The organism is Pseudomonas sp. MWU12-2319 (genome assembly GCF_023242525.1).
In the GTDB taxonomy this organism is placed as follows: Bacteria; Pseudomonadota; Gammaproteobacteria; order Pseudomonadales; family Pseudomonadaceae; genus Aquipseudomonas; species Aquipseudomonas gingeri_D.
The window spans coordinates 38,930-55,548 of the sequence record NZ_JALJES010000016.1; the positions used below are offsets into that span (position 1 = coordinate 38,930).

The 16,619-nt window shown below is 59.6% G+C and carries 11 protein-coding genes; 7 read left to right on the top strand and 4 right to left on the bottom strand.

Features of this window, described 5'->3' with window-relative positions:
* Nucleotides 1-56 precede the first annotated feature (56 nt).
* From M5C01_RS23890 to M5C01_RS23900, 3 genes are read left to right on the top strand one after another with little or no spacing between them, the layout of a single operon-like run.
* Nucleotides 57-977, top strand: a complete 921-nt coding sequence (locus tag M5C01_RS23890; protein ID WP_248746407.1) for a cytochrome c peroxidase — start codon at nucleotides 57-59, stop codon at nucleotides 975-977.
* Nucleotides 974-2,788: a DAHL domain-containing protein gene (locus M5C01_RS23895; RefSeq protein WP_152740923.1), complete on the top strand. Its 1,815-nt coding sequence runs from the start codon at nucleotides 974-976 to the stop codon at nucleotides 2,786-2,788. Before M5C01_RS23890 ends, M5C01_RS23895 begins: the two co-directional genes overlap by 4 nt.
* Nucleotides 2,785-4,191: an ATP-binding protein gene (locus tag M5C01_RS23900; protein ID WP_152740924.1), complete on the top strand. Its 1,407-nt coding sequence runs from the start codon at nucleotides 2,785-2,787 to the stop codon at nucleotides 4,189-4,191. Before M5C01_RS23895 ends, M5C01_RS23900 begins: the two co-directional genes overlap by 4 nt.
* A gap of 56 nt (nucleotides 4,192-4,247) precedes the next feature.
* Here M5C01_RS23900 and M5C01_RS23905 read toward each other — a convergent pair whose 3' ends face one another.
* Together M5C01_RS23905 and M5C01_RS23910 are read right to left on the bottom strand one after the other, a co-directional pair.
* Nucleotides 4,248-5,573, bottom strand: coding sequence for an APC family permease (locus tag M5C01_RS23905; RefSeq protein WP_152740925.1), 1,326 nt, complete (start codon nucleotides 5,571-5,573; stop codon nucleotides 4,248-4,250).
* A 227-nt stretch (nucleotides 5,574-5,800) separates the two neighbouring features.
* Complete coding sequence (locus tag M5C01_RS23910) at nucleotides 5,801-6,622, bottom strand: carbon-nitrogen hydrolase family protein (protein ID WP_152740926.1); 822 nt, start codon at nucleotides 6,620-6,622, stop codon at nucleotides 5,801-5,803.
* Between the two features lie 152 nt (nucleotides 6,623-6,774).
* Between M5C01_RS23910 and M5C01_RS23915 the strand changes: the two genes are divergently transcribed.
* The 4 genes from M5C01_RS23915 to M5C01_RS23930 all read left to right on the top strand — a co-directional run bounded on the left by M5C01_RS23915 (nucleotide 6,775) and on the right by M5C01_RS23930 (nucleotide 13,502).
* A complete protein-coding gene (locus tag M5C01_RS23915; protein ID WP_152740927.1) occupies nucleotides 6,775-7,575 on the top strand; it encodes a LuxR C-terminal-related transcriptional regulator in 801 nt (266 codons plus the stop codon).
* A gap of 356 nt (nucleotides 7,576-7,931) precedes the next feature.
* Nucleotides 7,932-9,491: a glucan biosynthesis protein D gene (locus M5C01_RS23920; protein WP_248764405.1), complete on the top strand. Its 1,560-nt coding sequence runs from the start codon at nucleotides 7,932-7,934 to the stop codon at nucleotides 9,489-9,491.
* Nucleotides 9,492-9,496: 5 nt separating this feature from the next.
* Entirely contained in the window at nucleotides 9,497-11,794 is a 2,298-nt protein-coding gene (locus tag M5C01_RS23925; protein ID WP_152740929.1) for a glycoside hydrolase family 3 N-terminal domain-containing protein, read from the top strand.
* Nucleotides 11,795-11,882: 88 nt separating this feature from the next.
* Nucleotides 11,883-13,502 carry an FMN-binding glutamate synthase family protein gene (locus M5C01_RS23930; protein ID WP_152740930.1) on the top strand — a complete coding sequence of 540 codons (1,620 nt, stop codon included), beginning with the start codon at nucleotides 11,883-11,885 and terminating at the stop codon, nucleotides 13,500-13,502.
* A gap of 39 nt (nucleotides 13,503-13,541) precedes the next feature.
* On the opposite strand, the gene M5C01_RS23935 is transcribed toward M5C01_RS23930, so the two are convergent.
* A complete protein-coding gene (locus M5C01_RS23935) occupies nucleotides 13,542-15,107 on the bottom strand; it encodes a glycosyltransferase family 39 protein (RefSeq protein ID WP_152740931.1) in 1,566 nt (521 codons plus the stop codon).
* A gap of 26 nt (nucleotides 15,108-15,133) precedes the next feature.
* Nucleotides 15,134-16,615 (bottom strand): glucosyltransferase domain-containing protein, encoded by a 1,482-nt coding sequence (locus tag M5C01_RS23940; RefSeq protein ID WP_152740932.1) that lies wholly within the window; start codon nucleotides 16,613-16,615, stop codon nucleotides 15,134-15,136.
* Nucleotides 16,616-16,619: the final 4 nt, after the last annotated feature.

The following is a 16,619-nucleotide window of genomic DNA, read 5'->3' on the forward strand; positions in this document are numbered from 1 at the left end:
TCATGATGCCTCGCGCACCGCTGTCGTTGCTGGCGAGATCGCTCGCCTGCTGCGGGATGTTGCTCTGCACACCCCTGGTCGCCGCGCCGCTGGACGAACCGCTCAAGCCATTGCCGGATATCCCGGTGCAGGATCCGCGCAAAGTCGAGCTGGGGCGCCAGTTGTTCAATGAAAAGCAACTGTCGATCAATAACACCACGTCCTGCGCCACTTGCCATCACCTGGAGCAAGGCGGGGCGGACGACAAACCCTTTTCCATCGGTTTCCAGGGCGGCAGCCTGGGCATCAACACCCCGACCGTGCTCAACGCCGCGCTGAACTTCAAGCAGTTCTGGAACGGTCGCTCCGAAACCCTGGAGGCGCAGATCGAAGAGGTGGTGAAAAGCCCGATAGAAATGGGCAATACCTGGCCCCATGTGGTCGAGACCCTCAACCAGACCCAGAGTTACAAGGAGGCCTTCAGCGAGGCGTATAAGGATGGCGTGACCATCACCAACGTGCAGAATGCCCTGGCCAGCTACGAGCGCAGCCTGCTGACCCCCAACTCGCGCTTCGACCAGTACCTCAAGGGCAATACCGACATCCTGACCCTCGACGAGAAATACGGTTATCAGCGTTTCAAGGACTACGGCTGCATCGCCTGCCATCAGGGGGTCAATATCGGCGGCAACATGTTCCAGAAGTTCGGCGTGATGGGCGACTACTTCAAGGCCCGGGGCAACCCTACCGAGGCCGACCTGGGGCGCTTCCTGGCAACCGGGGAAGAAGACGACCGCAACGTGTTCAAGGTCCCCAGCCTGCGCAACGTCGCACTGACCGCGCCGTATTTTCACGATGCCTCGGCCAAGACCCTGGAAGACGCCGTCCATATCATGTTCACTTACCAACTGGGACGTGTCCCGTCCACCGAGGACATCCGCCTGATCGTGCTGTTTCTCAAGACCCTGACCGGCGAACTGGGAGGTAAACCGCTATGACGCAGACCAGCGGCTTCCTGAACCGGGTCCTCCTGCCGCGCCTGGCCCTTCTGCTCGTGGCGATGCTGGGGCTTCTATACATCATGGCCGACACCGACGCGACCCTGGACTATGCCCGTTGCCGTGACCTGATCAGCCGGGTCAAACAGCTGGATGCACAATGGGACGCCGAGATCCTCAAGGCCCGGATCGCGGTGGCGCGTAATTACGATCCGCTGGTCAAGCCCCCGCAGGAAATGCGCCAACTCCTGCAAACATTCACGCCCATCGATCCCGGCCAGGAACATAAAGCCGCCGAAGCCTGGAAGGACCGCCGGGACACCCTGGCCCAGGCGCTCGACGAAAAAGCCCGACTGGTCGAACAGTTCAAATCCCGCAACGCGATACTGCGCAACTCCCTGGCCTTCCTGCCGACCGCCGAAGACGATATCCAGCACCAGCTCAGCGAACTGCAGGACCAGGACAAACTGATGCTCCAGGACATGTCCAACGACATCTACGACCTGCTGCTCAGCGCCCTGGAGTTCGCCCAGACCACCACCGACGAACGCGCCCACAGTATCGAACTGGGGCTCAATCAAGTGATGATCGACACACAACGCCTGCCGCCCTCGTTCAATGAGCCGGTGCAAATCCTGCTCAACCACGTCAACCTGATCCTGCGCGAACAACCCAAGGTCAACACACTGATCGAAGAGATCGACGCCGTGCCGGTCTCCGAAAGCCTGGACGCCATCACCGACCAACTGAACCAGGAGCAGCAAAAGGCCGATCAGATCAACCAGCGCCATCATTTGTACCTGTTGATTTTCTCGGCCCTGCTGCTCGTCCTGCTGCTGTACCTCGCCAGCCGCCTGATCCGCAGTTATGCCGAAATCAACCGGGTCAACCGCGCCCTGCAAGTCGCCAACACCGATCTTGAGCAACGCGTCGAGCGACGTACCCAAAGCCTGCGCGAGGCCCAGAGCGAACTGATGGAAAGCGCGCGCCTGGCCGGCATGGCCGAGATCGCCACCAACGTGCTGCACAACGTCGGCAACGTGCTCAACAGCGTGAACATCTCCGCCGACCTGGTGGCACGCAAGTTGCGCAGCAGCAAGGCCCAGGGCCTGGCCAAGGCGGTGACGATGATCAACGAGCACAAGCACGATCTCGGCGAGTTCATTACCAGCGACGAACGTGGCAAGCTGTTGCCCGGGTATCTCAACCAACTGGTCGAGGTCATTGCCGCGGAACAACAGAGCATGGGCGACGAACTGACCCAGTTGAGCAAGAGCGTCGACCACATCAAGGATATCGTCTCGACCCAGCAATCCTATGCCGGTGTCTCGACCATGGAGGAGCCGCTGCATATCCGCGATCTGCTCGAGGACGCGCTGCGCATGAACTCCGGAGCCCTGAGCCGGCATAACGTCACGGTGATCCGAGAATACGAGGACGTGCCCCGGGTGATGGCCGACAAGCACCGCTTGCTGCTGATCCTGATCAACCTGATCAGCAACGCCAAGCAGGCCATGGCCAACCTCGCCGACCGTCCGCGGGAAATCACCCTGCAAGTCCGGGCGATCGAGGACAACACCTTGCGCATCAGCGTCAAGGACGCCGGCGAAGGTATCCTGCCGGAAAACATGACGCGGATCTTTGCCCATGGCTTCACCACCCGCAAGGACGGCCATGGCTTCGGCCTGCACAGCTGCGCCCTGGCCGCGATCGAAATGAAAGGGCACCTGACCGCCCACAGCGACGGCCCCGGAAAAGGCGCCGTCTTTACCCTCGAATTGCCCTTGAAAACCGCCGTGGGGGCTGTATGAACACACTCCGCAACCGCCGTATCCTGCTGGTCGACGACACCCCGTCGATCCACGAGGACTTTCGCAAGATTCTCACCCCCCTGGTCGACGAGTCGCCGGACCTGGACCTGATGGAAGCCGCGCTGTTCGGCCAGGAGGTCAAGACCAGCAGCGTCCTGCCGTTCGAACTCGACTCGGCCTATCAGGGCCAGGAAGGCCTGCAGAAGGTCGAGCAGTCGGTGGCTTGTGGAAAGCCCTACGCCCTGGCCTTCGTCGACATGCGCATGCCCCAGGGCTGGGACGGTGCCGAAACCATCGAACACCTGTGGCAGGTCGACCCCAACCTGCAAGTGGTGGTCTGCACTGCCTACACCGACTATTCCTGGGACGAGCTGCTGGAACGCCTGCACGGTCACGACCGGCTGGTGATCCTGAAAAAGCCCTTCGACAATATCGAAGTCCAGCAATTGGCCAATACCCTGACCAATAAATGGGAAATGACCGAGCGCGCCAACCTGCAGATGCACCGACTGGAAGAGTTGGTCGAGCAACGTACCCTGGCGCTCAAGCAGACCAGCCTGGCCTTGCAGCATGAGATCGACGAACGCAAGCAGTTGGAAGGACAACTGGTGCAATCGGAAAAGCTCGCCTCCCTCGGCCAACTGGCCGCCGGCGTCGCCCACGAAATCAACAATCCCATCGGCTTCATTTCCTCGAACCTGGGGACCCTGGAGGGCTATTTCGGCAAGCTGCTGGAAATGCTCCAGGCCTATCAGAACGCCGAGGAAGGGGTCGCCGCCCCCGAGTTGCGGGCACGCTTGAAGGACCTGCGCGAACGGGTCGAGCTGGATTTCCTCGAAGAGGATATTCCGTTGCTGATCAAGGAATCCAAGGAAGGCATCGGCCGGGTCGGGCAGATCGTCAAGGACCTGAAGAACTTCTCCCGGGTCGATTCGAACCAGGAGTGGCAATGGAGCAATCTGCAACAGGGCATCGAATCGACCCTGAACATTGTCGCCAACGAACTCAAGTACAAGGCCGATGTGGTCAAGGACTACGCCGCACTGCCGGAGATCGAGTGCCTGGCGTCGCAGATCAACCAGGTGATCATGAACCTGGTGGTCAACGCCGCCCAGGCCATGGGGCCGGAGCGCGGCACCATCACCCTGCGGGGCGGCAGCCTCGGCGAAAGGATCTGGCTGGAAGTGGCCGACACCGGCTCGGGCATGGCGCCCGAGACCGTGCAGAAGATCTTCGACCCGTTCTTCACCACCAAACCCATCGGCCAGGGCACGGGCCTGGGCTTGTCACTGTCCTATGGCATCGTGCAGAAGCATGCCGGGCAGATCACCGTGCGCAGCGAGGTGGGCGTGGGCACCACGTTCAGGATCGAATTGCCGATCCGCCAGAGCAAGGCTGCCTGACCATCCCCTGTGGGAGCTGACTTGTTGACGATGGTGACCTCCAGGCCCTCAAGGCATCAGGCCGCTTCCTGGAAATCCATTTCCGGCGGTTGTTTGCGGAAACCACCGGTCAGGAAGCCCAGGTACACCAGGCCGGCCGCCAGCCAGCTCAGGCCCAGGTAGATCGCCAGGTGATCGAGGCTGATCATCAGCCACAGATCCGCCACCAGGCCGATCAGCGGGCACACCAGGAACAGCAGCAGCTCACGCGGTCCACGTTTTTCGCCACCGATCCAGTAGTGGAAAATCACCGACAGGTTCACCAGGCTGAAGGCCAGGAACGCACCGAAGTTGATGAACGAGGTGGAGGTGGTCACGTCCAGTTTCAGCGCCAGCAAGGCCACCACCGCACACAGCAGGATGCTGTTGACCGGCGTACCGAAACGCTCATGCAAGGTGCCGAAGAACGACTTCGGCAACACCCCGTCGCGGCCCATTGCATACAGCAGGCGCGAACCGCTGGCCTGGGCCGACAGACCCGAAGCGAACTGACCGACGATCAGGCCGATCAGGAAGATCGTGACAAACAGATCGCCACCGATATTGCGGGCGATTTCATAGGCAGCCGAATCGACGTTGTCGAACACGAACGACGGATGAGCCAACTGCACGAAGTACGACACCCCAACGAAGATCAGGCCGCCGATCAGGGTGATCAGCATGATCGCCCGCGGAATGGTCCGGCGCGGATCGCGGGTTTCTTCGGTCAGGGTACTCACCGCATCGAAGCCCAGGAATGAATAGCAGGCAATCGCCGCGCCGCTCATGATCAGGGGCATCTGCATATCGCCGCTGAGAAACGGTGCCATCGTCCACAACGGCTTGCTGGCGTCACCGCCGATGTAGTGGATCGCCAGGGCGACAAAGGCCACCAGCACCAGGAACTGCACCAGCATCAGCAAGGCATTGATACCGTTGGCCAGGCGCAGGCCGACGATATTGATCACGCTGGTGATGCCGATAAAGGCCAGCACCCAGACCGCTTGCGGCACCGAGGGGAATGCCGAATTGAGGTACGCCGCACCGATCAACCAGATCGCCATGGGCAGGAACAGGTAGTCGAGCAACACCGCCCAGCCGGCAATAAAGCCCAGCTTGGGGCTGATGGCCTTGCGCACATAGCTGTAGGCCGAGCCCGCCACCGGAAAGGCCGCGGCCATGCGCCCGTAGCTCATGGCGGTGAAGAACATCGCCACCAGCGCGGCGAGATAAGCGGCCGGAACCATGCCGGCCGTGGACTGGGCAAGAATGCCGAAAGTGCCGAGGACAATGATCGGCGTCATATAGGCGATGCCGAACAGCACCACCGACCCCAGTGAAAGGGTGCGTTGCAAACGAGCCATGAGGCGACTACTCCGAATGTTATTGGATTTATGGCAGAGCCGAGTTCGGCAAGGTTGGAGCGGTACTACGAAATTCTTGTTTTGAAAAAAAACCCTGAGAACACCGGGAACCTGTAGGAGCAGGGCTTGCCCGCGAAGCTTTTAGCGGTCTCAAGGGCCTCTTCGCGAGCAAGCTCTGCTCCTACAGTCCTATGCGCCTGGAAGTCCGGATTTCCAGGCGGAGTCAGTCAATCCTTGGGAATCAGCAACTCCCTCGCCCCGTTGGCATGCTCGATGACCTCGCCCGGCAAACGCAGGCGCTGGTCATCCAGATAGCGATAGTCACGCCGTGCCGCCGCCAGTTGGCTCAGGTCCAGTTGCACCGTGAATTGCCCTTCCTCACGTCCGGCTTCGAACAGCAGGCTGCCAAACGGATCCACCAGCGCGCTGCCACCGGCGAACAACAAGCCGCCGTCGCCCTCCTCGACCCGGTTGACCATCAGCGCGAACGCCTGGTTTTCCTGGGCACGGGCCATGATCGCGGTGCGGTGGGTCGGGCCGTAGGGGTCCATGTTGCCGTTGGTGACGATCAACAACTCGGCGCCCAGTTGCGCCAGGGCCCGGGCGGTTTCCGGGAACTCGATGTCGTAGCAGATCAACAGGCCGACGCGGATGCCGTTCCACTCAGTGGTGACGTAGCGATCGCCAGCGGTGAACACGCCACGATCCGAGGCCCACAGATGGGTCTTGCGATAGCGCAGGGCAATGCCTTCGGGGGTGATCAGCAAGGTGGTGTTATAGAACTGCCCGGCGTCGTTTTCGGCGACGCCAATCACCACGGCCCGGTTGTGTTCCCGAGCGGCCTGCTGCACGGCCCGGACGGTTGGGCCATCCAGCGGCTCGGCGGCAGCGGCCACGGTCTCGGCGGACGGAAAGCCCATCAGGTGGGTTTCCGGGAACACGATCAGCTGCGTATCGGCGGCGCAGGCCGCGATAGCCGCCAGGGCGCGCCCGAGGTTGTAGGCGGTATCGTTGTCCCGGCCCGCAAGCTGGGCAAATTCGACCTTCATGGATTTTTCCTTGTTTTCTATAGCCGGCCAGGCTCAATGACGGCGCCGAGCTGGCAGAATGAGTGCCCGGCCATTGTGTGTGGGTCCAGTATGCGCACCGGGGGTGGGCCGTGGGAATTACGCGGCCGGGGTAACCTGATAGGGGTAGATGAATGACACTGATCCTGGACGACATCGCCTGGCACCGTGCGATGGGGCAAATGATCGAGGCCCTCGACAGGCCGAATTTCTGGACGCAACTGGTGCGCCTGCTCGACCAGTACGTGACCTTCGACAGCTGGGTGGTGCTGCTGTTCAGCAACGGCCGGCACCCGGAAGTGTTCGCCGAATGCCCGGGCGAGGACGGCGGCCCGGATCAGTTGTTCCAGGATTACCTGCGCGGCCTGTACCTGCTCGATCCCTTCTACATCGCCAGCCGCGAACAGCAACGCACCGGCCTGTACCGCCTGCCGGAGGTCGCGCCGGAGCATTTCGAACTGACCGAGTACTACCAGCGCTACTTCCGCCTGAATGTGGTGGCCGATGAAATCCAGTTCAACTGCCAGCTCGACGGCGACCGTACCTTGTGCCTGTCGCTGGGTTCCACCACGCCTTTCAGCGCCGAGCAGATCGCCCTGCTCTCCTTGATCCAGCCCTGGGTCCTGGCGCTGCTGCGCCAACGCCTGCCCTACGAAACCCACGAAGCCGTGACCCAACCGAACACCGCCGGGCAAGTCGACTGGCGCACGCAACTGGAAGCCTCGGTGCAACAGCTCAAGGGCGCGCAACTGACTGCCCGTGAACTGGATGTCGGGCGGTTGATGCTCAGCGGTTGTTCAAGCAAGGAAATCGCCCGCAAGCTGGAAATTTCCATCGAGACCGTCAAGGTCCACAAGAAGCACATGTACAGCAAATTGGGGATCAAATCCCAGTCGGAGCTGTTCTCGATATTCCTGCAGGCCCAGCGGGCCTGAGCCATCCAATAGCTCAATGGCTGGATAACCGCCGGTCAGAAATGATCACGACCTGTCATTTCTGACAGTAGACAACCGGCCGGTCCTGATCGAACACTTCCCTCACGAACTGATGGAGTTGCTGTACGCCGACTGCTTGCCTGTACGAAAGGAAAAGACGCCAGGACCGATCCCCATGGGAGCGGTCCCCGCCAGGGACAGGGGAGCCAGTGAATTCGAGCGTTGACGCTTGCGTTTTCACTGATCATTGTCGGCGGGCCACCATGTTTACACGTCGCTCTTTCCTGGCATTTGCAGCACTTTCCCCCTTGTTCGCCGCACTGGGTCCACGACAGTCGGCATTGGCCGATGAACCGCTGAAATTGGGCGACCCGGCCCCCTTCTCCTTCGACAGCCTGATCAAACGCGCCGAAGAAACCGCCCTGAAACCTTATGTACTGACACCCACGGTGCCGGAACAACTGCTGTCCAGAATCGACTACGAAGCCCACGGCAAAATCAGATTCAATCCGGACCATGCGCTGTTTGCCCGCGGCCCCGGACAATTTCCAGTGACCTTCTTCCACCTGGGGACGTTTTTTCGTTTTCCCGTGCGGATGCACGTCGTCAAGCAAGGCAACGCACAGGAAATCCTCTACGACGAAGCGTATTTCGATATGCCCGCCGACAGCCCGGCGCGACAGCTCCCGGCCAACAGCGGGTTTGCCGGCTTTCGTATCCAGGAAAGCCGGCTGGGTCATGAGAAAAACCTCGACTGGCAACAGAACGATTGGCTGGCATTTCTGGGCGCCTCGTATTTCCGCGCGATTGGCGAGTTGTACCAATACGGCCTTTCGGCGCGCGGCATCGCGCTGGAGGTCGCACAGGCCAGTACTGCCGAAGAATTTCCCAACTTCTCGAATATCTGGTTCGAGTCCCCGAGCGATGACCACAGCCGGAGCATGACCCTTTACGTGCTGCTCGAGGGCCCGAGCATTTGCGGCGCGTATCGGTTCGTGATCCAGCGCGACAAAGGAGTGGTCATGGATATCGAGACGGCGCTGTTCCTGCGCCAGAACGTCGGCCGCTTCGGTATCGCCCCGTTGACCTCCATGCACTGGTTCAGCGAAGCCGCCAAACCGACCGCCGCCGACTGGCGCCCCGAAGTCCATGACTCCGACGGCCTCGCGCTCTGGACCGGCAGCGGCGAGCGTATCTGGCGCCCGCTGAACAATCCTCCGCGCACCATGGCCTCGGCCTTCAGCGACCAGCACCCCAAAGGCTTCGGCCTGCTCCAGCGCGACCGCAACTTCGACCACTACCTGGACGGCGTGCATTACGAGCGGCGCCCCAGCCTTTGGGTCGAACCGCTCGGCGACTGGGGCGAGGGCAGCGTACAACTGGTGGAGATCCCCACCGACGACGAGATTCACGACAATATCGTTGCCATGTGGGTCCCCAAGGAGCCTGCCGAGGCGGGTAATCGCTACCGTTTGAGCTATCGCCTGCACTGGCTGGCGGACGAACCCTATCCCTCCCCCCTCGCCCGGTGTGTGGCGACGCGCCTGGGCAACGGCGGTCAGCCCGGTCAACCGCGACCCAAGGGTGTGCGCAAATTCGTCGTCGAGTTCAAGGGCGCGCCGTTGGAAAAACTGGCTTCGGGAGTCAAGCCCGAAGCCGTGCTCGGATCATCGAGAGGGACCTTTTCCAATGTGTTCACCGAAGCGGTGCCGGATGGCGTGATCGGCCACTGGCGGGCCGAGTTCGATTTGAGCGTCGAAGGGCAGGACCCGGTGGAAATGCGCCTGTTCCTGCGCCTGGACGACAAGACACTGTCGGAAACCTGGCTCTATCAGTACCACCCGTTCGACTCCCGGCCCGGGGCGATTGCCCGACAGGCGTCGGGAATCACGGCACTGCCCGGGCACAGGGTCTGAATGTCATGAGTCTCTTTCGCTTGATCCTGGCAGTGCTGTCAGTAGCCTGCGTCGTGGGCGCTTATGCGCGGGCCGAGTCGTTGTCCGACAAGCAGCAGTTTATTGAACAATTGCTCACGCAGATGACATTCGAAGAAAAAGCCGGGCAACTCACCCAACTGGGCGTACAGAAACACCCCACCGGCCCGGTCGTGGAAGACGGCGGCGAAGAGGCGATACGCAGTCCCGGGGTCGGTTCCCTGCTCGGGGCCTACGGCGTGCGGGACACCCGCCAGTTACAACGCCTGGCCGTGGAACAATCGCGCCTGCATATCCCCCTGTTGTTCACGTTCGATGTGATCCATGGTTTTCGCACGATTTTCCCCGTGCCGCTGGCCGAAGCCTCGGCCTGGGACCCGGATCTGGCACAACGCACCGCCCGTGCCGCCGCCATTGAAGCCAGTGCCAGCGGCGTACACTGGACCTACGCCCCCATGGTCGATATTGCCCGAGATCCCCGTTGGGGACGCGTCGTGGAAGGGGCCGGAGAAGACCCCTTCCTCGGTGCCGCACTGGCCGTTGCACGGGTGCGCGGCTTTCACGGGAACGGGCCACCCGACCCGTCCACCTTGCTGAGCACCGCCAAGCATTTCGTCGGTTACGGTGCCGCCGAGGGCGGGCGAGACTACAACACCAGCGATCTCTCAGAACGCACCCTGCTCGAAACCTACCTCCCACCCTTTCGCGCCGCCGTGCAAGCCGGGGTGGACGCCATCATGCCTGGATTCAACGAGTTGGCCGGCGTCCCCATGCACGCCAATGGTCCCTTGCTCAAGGACAGGCTACGTGAGCAGTGGGGCTTTAACAGCATCGTGGTCAGCGACTTCACCGGTGTGCGGGAACTGATGCAACACGGTATCGCCGCCACACCGACGGCGGCGGTCAAACTCGCCTTCGCGGCCACGGTGGATATCGATATGGTCAGCGGTCTCTACGCCCAGGAGTTGCCGGCCATGGTGCGCAGCGGCCAAATCCCGCAACGTGCCCTGGACGATGCCGTACGCCGTGTACTGGAGGCCAAGCAACGGCTTGGGTTGTTCGAGGATCCTTATCGTTACAGCAATGCAGATCGTGAAAAAGCCAGTCTGCTGACCCCCTCAACACGCGCCCTGGCCAGGGAGGCCGCCCAGAAATCCATGGTGCTGTTGAAAAACGACGGGGCCTTGTTGCCCTTGCACAAGGACCTGGCAAAACTCCTGGTGGTAGGCGCACTTGCCGACGACAGACTCTCCACCCTCGGCCCCTGGTCAGGAGATGGGCGCGCCGAAGAATCGATCAGTATTCTGCAAGGCATCAAACAGGCGGTTTCGCCCGCCACGCGGGTGGTCTACCTGCCGGGGGCGTCGCCCGATGACGCCGACCTCTCCGGCATCGACAAGGCGCAGCAAGCGGCCGCCGATGCCGATGTGGTGATTGCCGTGCTCGGCGAGCGCGCGGACATGAGCGGAGAAGCCCACAGCCGCTCCTCCCTCGGTTTACCCGGGGCCCAGGACGCCCTGCTGGCCCAACTGGTCGAAACCGGCAAGCCCTTGGTGGTCATCCTCATGAACGGTCGCCCGCTGGCCATTCCCAGGATGGATGCACAGGTCCCGGCGATTCTCGAGGCCTGGTTCCTGGGCAGCGAAATGGGCAACGCCGTGGCTGATGTCCTGTTCGGCGACGTCAACCCCAGCGGCAAACTGCCCATCACCTTTCCACGCACGGTAGGACAAGTGCCCATCTACTACGGCCACAAGAATACCGGACGACCACCCAGTGACGAAGAGCCCTACACCTCGACCTATATTGACCAGTCCTGGAAACCGCTCTATCCCTTCGGTCATGGACTGAGCTACACGAGCTTCGCCTACGACCCACCCCAGCTCAGCAGCACCCGACTGACCGCCGATGACACCTTGCAAGTCAAGGTCACGGTCCATAACACCGGGGAGCGCGAGGGTGAAGAAATCGTGCAACTCTACCTGCGCGACAATGTCGCCAGCGTGACCCGCCCGGTACGCGCCCTGCGCGGCTTTACCCGGGTGAAACTGAAGCCGGGCGAGGCCCGTACGCTGGACTTCCTGCTCGACAAGGACGACTTCGCCTTTCTGGACAACTACTATCTGCGACGGGTGGAGCCTGGTACGTTTACCGTCTACATCGGGGGCAGTTCCGCCACCGACAATCAGGCAAGCTTCGAAGTGACCCGCCTGGCCCGGGTGGTCGGCCTCGGCTCGGCCATCCCGCGCATGCTGCGCACACCCGCGAACACACCCCACGAGTGACAGGGATTTCGGTGACACACTTTGTATCGCTTTCCCGAGAGGTGCAGAATGCCAGACCTCCCGACGAGTCCGAACCAAAGGAAACCGTATGAGCCTGTCCCTTCTGAGCCGCTACGCCTTCTTTGCCGGTTGTGTGATCTTCACCCTCGCCAGCTTGCCGTTCCTGGCGTATGACTGGCTGTGGCCGTTCACCCTGCTGACCGGCTGCCTGAGCCTGCTGGGCCTGTTTGACCTGCTGCAAAGTCCCCACGCGGTACGCCGCAACTACCCGATCCTGGGCAATATCCGTTACCTGGTGGAAGGCATCCGCCCGGAAATCCGCCAGTACCTGCTGGAATCCGACAGCGATGCCCTGCCCTTCTCCCGTTCCCAACGCTCGCTGGTGTATTCGCGGGCCAAGAACGAAAGCGCCGACAAGCCCTTCGGCACCCTGATCGACGTGTACCAGGGCGGTTTCGAATTTATCGGCCACTCCATGCGCCCGGCGCCGCTGAGCGACCCGAGCGGCTTTCGCGTCATCGTCGGCGGCCCGCAGTGCAAGCAACCGTACTCGGCCTCGGTGTTCAATATCTCGGCGATGAGCTTCGGCTCCCTGAGCGCCAACGCCATCCGCGCCCTGAACCAGGGTGCCAAGCTCGGCAACTTCGCCCATGATACCGGCGAAGGCAGCATCAGCCCCTACCACCGCGAAAATGGCGGCGACCTGACCTGGGAACTGGGCAGCGGTTATTTCGGCTGCCGCACCGCGGACGGCCGTTTCGACCCGGAACGCTTCGCCGCCCAGGCACAGAGCCCCCAGGTGCGGATGATCGAAATCAAGATGAGCCAGGGCGCCAAGCCCGGCCACGGCGGCATCCTGCCCAAGCACAAGGTGACCAAGGAAATCGCTGAAACCCGCGGCATCATGATGGGTGAAGACTGCGTATCGCCATCACGGCACAGTGCGTTTTCCACGCCGGTCGAGATGATGCATTTCATCGCCCAGTTGCGTGAGCTGTCCGGCGGCAAGCCGGTGGGCTTCAAGTTCTGCCTGGGCCACCCGTGGGAATTCATGGGCATTGCCAAGGCCATGCTGGAAACCGGCATCCTCCCGGACTTTATCGTGGTCGACGGCAAGGAAGGCGGTACCGGCGCGGCACCGGTGGAGTTCACCGACCATATCGGCGTTCCGATGCGCGACGGCCTGCTGTTCGTCCACAACACCCTGGTGGGCCTGAACCTGCGGGACAAGATCAAGCTCGGCGCCAGCGGCAAGATCGTCAGCGCCTTCGATATCGCCAGCGTGCTGGCCATCGGCGCCGACTGGGCCAACTCGGCGCGGGGCTTCATGTTCGCCATCGGCTGCATCCAGTCGCAAAGCTGCCATACCAACAAGTGCCCGACCGGCGTGGCGACCCAGGACACCTTGCGCCAACGCGCCCTGGTGGTGCCGGACAAGGCCCAGCGGGTGTTCAACTTCCACCGCAATACCTTGAAGGCGCTGGCCGAAATGCTCGCGGCGGCGGGGCTCGATCACCCCGCGCAGTTGGAGGCCAAGCACTTGGTACGGCGGATGTCGGCGACCGAGATCAAGCTGTTCTCGCAGTTGCATGTGTTCCTCAAGCCGGGGGAGTTGCTGACCGGTGAGGTCAATGGCGAGTTCTATTCACGGATGTGGCAGATGGCACGGGCAGACAGCTTCGAGCCCAATGAAATGGCCGTCGCGTAAAAAGAGTAAAAGCGCCTGGCCGCCAAGAGCCAGGCGCCTTCATTCACACCTGACGGGGTTATCGCCTGGCACACTCCCACAAATCTCATACAACCCCAGAACATTATCGCCCATCACTGTTTGCGTGATCGAATGCCAGCGACGGGGAAGATCAACCTCGTCACCCGGTTTTTTATACGCGTAGTCCAGCCACCATACTCGACCTGTTGCCGTTTCAAGACGATCGAGAGACTCAACATAAGTGTCATCGCCATATTTCATCATCGGGGCAGAAAAGCCTGACGCGATGGGCCGATGGCCTGATGACGACGAAAAGTGCAACAACAGCTTCCGGTGTTTATCGTTGTAAAAATGCCCAGCGTAAAAGAGATAGGCATCGCTCACCACCAATACATCACCGCTCATTGACTTGACGTTAAAATCCTCCATCAGCTCAGCCAGCCTATCGTCAGCCATCCGGTAAGGGTTGTTCATTGTATGTTGTTGACTATAAACATGACTCAGGCCGAAAACCTCTACTGCTAAGCATACGCCCAACGCCATGACAAACCCCCATCTATTACGCAGCTTATCCAGCGCTATCGCCACAAGAAGAGGCATCATCACCGCAGAAAAAAACAAATAGCGTTCTACAAACACAGGCATATAGAAAGAGAATAAAAAAACGACCATCACCGTTAAAAAACCGCATATGACAATCAGCGTTTGCACAGCGTACCGACTGCGGTCTTGCCACACCACGATACCTCCGGTCGCCACATACACGATCGGCACCAGCCAGTAAATAAATGCATTGCAACCACGCCCATCGTTAACGATCAAGAATCTCCATATCGCCGATGGCAGGCTATAACCGGAAATGGGCTGAATCCAACTCACGCCAAAGGTGTTCAACTGGGTAAAAACACTTGACAGCCATGGCAAGTAAAGCAGGACAATCACTCCGTTCGCCAGCCACCACTGAGGCCTCTCTATGCCTCGATGCCGCCCATAAGCCGGCAGACGGATCAACAGCAGGTACAGCCAATGGGAAAGCGCGCAGAAAATCGAAAAATAATGGGTATAAAGTCCACTCACCATCAATAAAACATACATCACCAGGTAGCTACTTTTTTGCGGTTTGAGCACCCAGTACACCAACGCAAGGGTGGCGCCCGTCAGTTCGGCGCCCATCAGCGCATACATGCGCACATCCTGGCTGTAGCGAACCGCGATAGGTAACAACGCCAGCAACAAGCCCGCCGTTATTGCCGCTCGCGGTGTTGAAACCATCCGCACCAGCCAAATGCCAAGTCCGACGTTGACGACGCCAAGCACGGCACTGAAGCCTCTCGTCCAGATCAACGCATTGCTGTCGGTCAGTGCGATCAGCCCATGCAGGAGCATATAAAAAAGAGGGGGATGTACATCGCGGCCACTTAACGTCCAGATATCAGCCAGCGGATAGGCAATCAACTCCAGAGTAAAACCTTCATCGGACCATATGGAGGCGTTGCTCAACAGATAAAAACGCAGCACTGTCGACACGCTAATAATCGCGAAAACCCACCACCCGATGGCGTGTGAACGCGGGGCCGTCACGGCAATTGATGGGATATCACTCATGACGCCACCACTCCTGGACGTTCAGCCTACGGCTTGATCCGTTTCATCATGATAAGTCCTTCTTCCCCACTAAGATAAATGTCATAGAACTTATTATTCACCACCGGCATACTGAAGTCATCGAGTTTATCTTTACTGAGATACGACTCATCAGCGCCCTCGACATTATCCATACCCACTCTTAAAAGAGCCGCTGAACTGACTGCCGCACCCTGCCCCATGATATCGTCAATACCGGGCATTACCGCCAGCGTGCCTTGAGCGGCCGGTACCCAACCTGAATCGTCATCCTGCAAGTGAAATTTTTTGACCTTTCTGAGTTCCACACGGCTGAAAACATCGTAACTCAGATTAAATGAAATTGTCTTTTCCATCTCCTGCCTCATCATCAGTACCCGCCCATAGGCGTAGGAAAAGGACAACATGTACAGCAACGGCACCGCTAGCAAAACCCCGGCTTGTGGATGACACCTCACCAACACCGAAGCACTTAGATAAAACAAGAACATCAGAAGTACCGAAGCCCCAACCAGTGTCCGTGCCCCCAAATTAAAAGGTTCGAACACGAGCATGATCCCGTGAATGGACAGCCCCAGCACACCCAGCAACACACTGTACAATAAGACTCTTATTAATTTTTCTCGAACCCGAATATCAGATCTGAGCATTTCAACAATCACCCAGCAATAGCCGACTGCTGCCACCCCTGACAGGCACAGAACAAGCCCATAGCTTGCGCCGACGAACGCCTCCGGGATTCCGTCGAAAAACAACATGATTCTCGAACCGATTTCCGCGATCGCGGAGGCGTCCAACTTAATCAGTGTCTTACGTTCATCGCCCATTAAAGGGTAGGCCGTTACATAATAAATAACGACACCAATCCCTAACTGAAGCAGTTTATCACCTGTTACCCTGAAGATACGCTCAAGAGGCTCGCCCCTCTCCAGCAACCTGAACACCTCAATACAACACAATCCCACAAATACGTTGATCATAGGCTGATAGAAAGCCGTGAGCACAGCCACCAGTAAAGCCGGTATCGCCGTTCGTTTCCAGAACACCTGCTCTTGGTAGGTCACCGCCAGGATGCTCGCAACAATACCGAGTATCATTGACGGCCCATCATACTGATAAGTCAGATTTTGCAGGAAGAATGGACAATACAGCAAGGGCAAGACGACTAGACAACGGCTGTATGTCAAGTCAGTAAAATAATGCCTGGAGAGACGGGCCAAAGCCAATGCCAATACTGTGATCGCCAGCAGGAGGGCTAACGGAAACATATTAGGCGCGGCATGACTTAACGATAATAGCCCATACAGAATATCCGTCAGAACTCGTCCCTCGTCGGAAAAGTCTGCCCTGGCAAATACAGAACGCCAACCATCATCAATATAGAGATAGTCTGACAATATAAAGGGGAGCACATATAAAAAACTGACAATCAGGTAAAAAGCTACCGCCTCACCTTGCGACAGCTGCTTCTTTAGAACATCAAACTTCATAGCC

Excerpts from the sequence above, each read along its gene's own strand:
- M5C01_RS23890 (WP_248746407.1), top strand. The coding sequence starts at position 57 with ATGTTGCTCTGCACACCCCTGGTCGCCGCGCCGCTGGACGAACCGCTC.
- M5C01_RS23895 (WP_152740923.1), top strand. The coding sequence starts at position 974 with ATGACGCAGACCAGCGGCTTCCTGAACCGGGTCCTCCTGCCGCGCCTG.
- M5C01_RS23900 (WP_152740924.1), top strand. The coding sequence starts at position 2,785 with ATGAACACACTCCGCAACCGCCGTATCCTGCTGGTCGACGACACCCCG.
- M5C01_RS23905 (WP_152740925.1), bottom strand. The coding sequence starts at position 5,573 with ATGGCTCGTTTGCAACGCACCCTTTCACTGGGGTCGGTGGTGCTGTTC.
- M5C01_RS23910 (WP_152740926.1), bottom strand. The coding sequence starts at position 6,622 with ATGAAGGTCGAATTTGCCCAGCTTGCGGGCCGGGACAACGATACCGCC.
- M5C01_RS23915 (WP_152740927.1), top strand. The coding sequence starts at position 6,775 with ATGACACTGATCCTGGACGACATCGCCTGGCACCGTGCGATGGGGCAA.
- M5C01_RS23925 (WP_152740929.1), top strand. The coding sequence starts at position 9,497 with ATGAGTCTCTTTCGCTTGATCCTGGCAGTGCTGTCAGTAGCCTGCGTC.
- M5C01_RS23930 (WP_152740930.1), top strand. The coding sequence starts at position 11,883 with ATGAGCCTGTCCCTTCTGAGCCGCTACGCCTTCTTTGCCGGTTGTGTG.
- M5C01_RS23935 (WP_152740931.1), bottom strand. The coding sequence starts at position 15,107 with ATGAGTGATATCCCATCAATTGCCGTGACGGCCCCGCGTTCACACGCC.
- M5C01_RS23940 (WP_152740932.1), bottom strand. The coding sequence starts at position 16,615 with ATGAAGTTTGATGTTCTAAAGAAGCAGCTGTCGCAAGGTGAGGCGGTA.